At 28.8% G+C, this 337-nt stretch carries 1 pseudogene; it reads right to left on the minus strand.

From position 1 onward, the window contains the following. Positions 1 to 115: 115 nt before the first annotated feature. Positions 116 to 337: pseudogene (locus tag AYC60_RS08935) on the minus strand (hypothetical protein); the annotation flags it as partial.

Below are 337 nucleotides of genomic sequence, written 5' to 3' on the forward strand. Positions count from 1 at the left end.
ATAGGAATGATTATTGTTCCTAATATTAACATTTTTAATAAATTACTAACAGATACTATATACTGCTGGAACTACTATCATAGGATTAACTATACCTGGTAAAGGTAATATACTACTAAATCCCAGTTTTGAAAATATTAATGCTAAAATAAGTGTAATAGGCATTAAAAGTACAGATACTATACAACAGTTCGCCTGCAGATCCAAGTATAGGCCAATCAAGACCTATAACTATATCCTTATGTTTATATCTACTCTCAATAAAAGTTTTGGCAACTTCTGAAACAGGATTTAATGATTTAACAAACATACCTGATATTATAGGTACAAGTACTAG

It is taken from the genome of Streptobacillus felis, from assembly GCF_001559775.1.
Classification (GTDB): Bacteria; Fusobacteriota; Fusobacteriia; order Fusobacteriales; family Leptotrichiaceae; genus Streptobacillus; species Streptobacillus felis.